The organism is Barnesiella sp. B2-R-119 (assembly GCF_023656675.1).
Lineage (GTDB): Bacteria > Bacteroidota > Bacteroidia > Bacteroidales > Barnesiellaceae > Barnesiella > Barnesiella intestinihominis.
In genome coordinates this window covers 1-1,028 of the sequence record NZ_JAMOKL010000011.1, presented here as the reverse complement: position 1 = coordinate 1,028, position 1,028 = coordinate 1, and the positions used below count along the sequence as shown (strand labels likewise).

General features: G+C 45.6%; 1 protein-coding gene. It reads left to right on the top strand.

The features are described from left to right. Window positions 1-36: 36 nt before the first annotated feature. On the top strand, window positions 37-1,014 hold the full coding sequence (locus tag NBH06_RS13500) for an IS982 family transposase (RefSeq protein WP_250794788.1): 978 nt from the start codon (window positions 37-39) through the stop codon (window positions 1,012-1,014). The last annotated feature ends 14 nt before the right edge of the window (window positions 1,015-1,028 follow it).

The window sequence follows — 1,028 nt, the reverse complement described above, 5'->3', positions numbered from 1 at the left end:
ACTCGTTGGTTGAATTAGATTTATAAATAATCACAAATGAAAAAGTTGCACAAATCGCAGATAATTAGTAAATTAGTGGCAGCTACACCGTTAACTACTATCAGTCTGCTTATGCGCAACTTCATAGCAAATTTCGTCAGAATCCTCGGAATCTGCAAGGATTTCGCCGGAAATCGTGTGAATGAACATGGAAATGTACGCCGTTGCGGCGTAGTCCCCAAGTTTTCCGACCTCGAAGTCGTGGCTTTGGCAATAACAGCCGAAGCATTCGGGTTTGACAGCGAGAATCTGCTTTTTCATCGTCTGCACCACGACTGTAAGGACGATTTGCCAAATCTGATCAGCCGAAGGCAATTCAACGCCCGACGTAAGCTGACGGCGCGGCTTGCCGAGGAAATCCGCAAGGAGGTGGCTGTTGCCATAGATGGTTCCAAAGATGTGTTCTGCATAGACTCCAAACCGGTGAAAGTCTGCCGGAACGTCAGGGCGAAACGCTGCGCCATGGGGCGTGATAATATTGAAGCTGCGCCCGATTGGGGATATTGTGCCTCGCAAGGTTCGCACTATTATGGCTATAAACTCCATGCTGTCTGCGGAATACGGGGTGTCATACATTCTTATGACATGACAGCGGCAAGCGTACACGATATCCATTATCTTAATGATGTGCGATGGGAATACCATGACTGTATGATGCTTGGGGATAAAGGTTACCTCAGTGCCGAGATTCAGAAGAACCTCTTTGAGCTTGCCAACATCTCGCTTGAAGTTCCATATCGGTTGAATCAGAAAAACCGGCATCCGCCTACTTGGGAATACAGGAGGTTCCGTAAACGAATCGAAACAATATTTTCACAACTCAACGACAATCTGATGATGATACGAAACTATGCAAAACAATCCTGCGGCCTCTTTACCCGCATGGCTGGTAAAATCGCAGCATTGACGTTCATGCAATATGTCAATTTCGTTAATCATCGTCCGATTGGAAAGATAAAATATTCTCTAATCTAATTCAACCAACAGGT

Coding starts and splice junctions, on each gene's coding strand:
- NBH06_RS13500 (WP_250794788.1), top strand. CDS start 37: ATGAAAAAGTTGCACAAATCGCAGATAATTAGTAAATTAGTGGCAGCT.